This is a genomic window from uncultured Planktosalinus sp., assembly GCF_963973675.1.
Classification (GTDB): Bacteria; Bacteroidota; Bacteroidia; order Flavobacteriales; family Flavobacteriaceae; genus Planktosalinus.
Window position 1 is genome coordinate 1 of record NZ_CAXBAN010000484.1, and the last position, 1,534, is coordinate 1,534.

At 34.5% G+C, this 1,534-nt stretch carries 2 protein-coding genes; both read right to left on the reverse strand.

Features of this window, described 5'->3' with window-relative positions:
• A partial coding sequence (locus AACY61_RS13565) for a carboxypeptidase-like regulatory domain-containing protein (RefSeq protein ID WP_339612119.1) occupies nt 1-679 on the reverse strand: 679 nt, incomplete at its 3' end.
• A gap of 81 nt (nt 680-760) precedes the next feature.
• On the reverse strand, nt 761-1,534 hold a 774-nt coding region (locus AACY61_RS13570), incomplete at its 5' end, for a DbpA RNA binding domain-containing protein (RefSeq protein ID WP_339612120.1).

Sequence of the window (1,534 nt, forward strand, 5' to 3'; positions counted from 1 at the left end):
TTTCTGAATAATTACAATTATTAAGGATTTCGTCGATATCAACTTTTTCAAGTTGAAGTACAACCATCAACGTTTCTCTGTCAAATTTACTTTGCAGGAGATTTCGGATGTTGTCATCAGTTTTCATTTGTCTTAGCTTCCTCATTTGTGCCGGCCGTTTACCAAACACATTGTATAAAAAGTCAGCAGGATTGAAGACAGCACTCATTACTTTGGTTACGGCTGAAGGCTGTGTTTGCCCTCCTTCATAACCGGTATTTAAACCTGATATACTGTATCTGTAATTATCGTAAATAGGAATAATTTTTGCGTCTACCTCCAGGTAACCTGTCAATTGCACAGGGCGCAAAACAACTTCTTCAAGTGCAATACCCAATTCGGTCATTTTGATTTTGATTTCACCATATTTAAACCAATCGTTTGTGACTCTTACCCTGATAGATTTAAAACCGAGGTAGGAAAAATATAAAGTGTCATTAACTTTAGCCGGAATTGAAAAAGAACCATCCTCTTTTGAAACAGAACCAATGACTTGATTCATATTTACAATATGCACATTTTCAATGGGAATATCATTGGCATCATTTAAAACTTTTCCATTAATTGTTTTGTTTTCTTCCTGAGAAAATACGCTCAATGAAAAAGCAAAAAGGAAAATTAGTATACTTATTTTTTTCATAGCAAAATCAATTGCTTAAATATAAAAATATAGTGGCAACTACCGAGTGAATTTAAAAACATTAAACAAAAATTAACAGCTTTATGAGCGTCTACGTCTTTTGCCACCTGTTCCCGGAGCTGATGAGTCTGAACCTCTACGTTTTCCGCCACCGGCAAATTTTGATTTGTTTTTTCCTTTAAAGTCAGGTTTCCCCTTACTTTTGGAAAAATCTTTTTTTCTACTTCTGTTTCCGCCATCGTCTCTTCGCCTGCGGTTACCTCGATCTTTTCCGCCACCATCTTTTGAAACTTCAACATTGACGTTTCTTCCTTCCAATTTAAAATCTTCAAAGATTCCAAGTACCAGCTCCTGATGCTTTGCATCGGTATTAAAAAACGAAAAGCTGTCTTTTACATCAACACGGTAGACATCATCTTTACCTAAACTTAGCAGGTCTCGTAAGAAATCTTTTAAACTCATCCAGTCAAAACCATCTTTTGCGCCTATGTTCAAAAAGTAACGTGTAGTATCTTCATTATGTGCGTCGTCTCTTGAACTGCCTTCATTCACATTTAAGTCCTTGGCGTTTTTATACCGACTGAAAAAACGGCTGAATTCAACAGAAAAAACTTTTTTGATTAAATCTTCTTTACTTAAGCCTTCAAGTACTTCTTCTATATTTGGAAGGTATGAATCAATATCATGATTTATTTCTGTGTTTTTAATGCTATTTGCTAAGTGAAATAATTGAATTTCACAGATTCCCATTCCATTCGGAATTTCTTTGGAAATAAATTTTTGTTGTATAATTTTTTCTATGGAACGTAGCTTTCTTACTTCACTTTTTGAAACAATCGTCATGGAAACTCCATT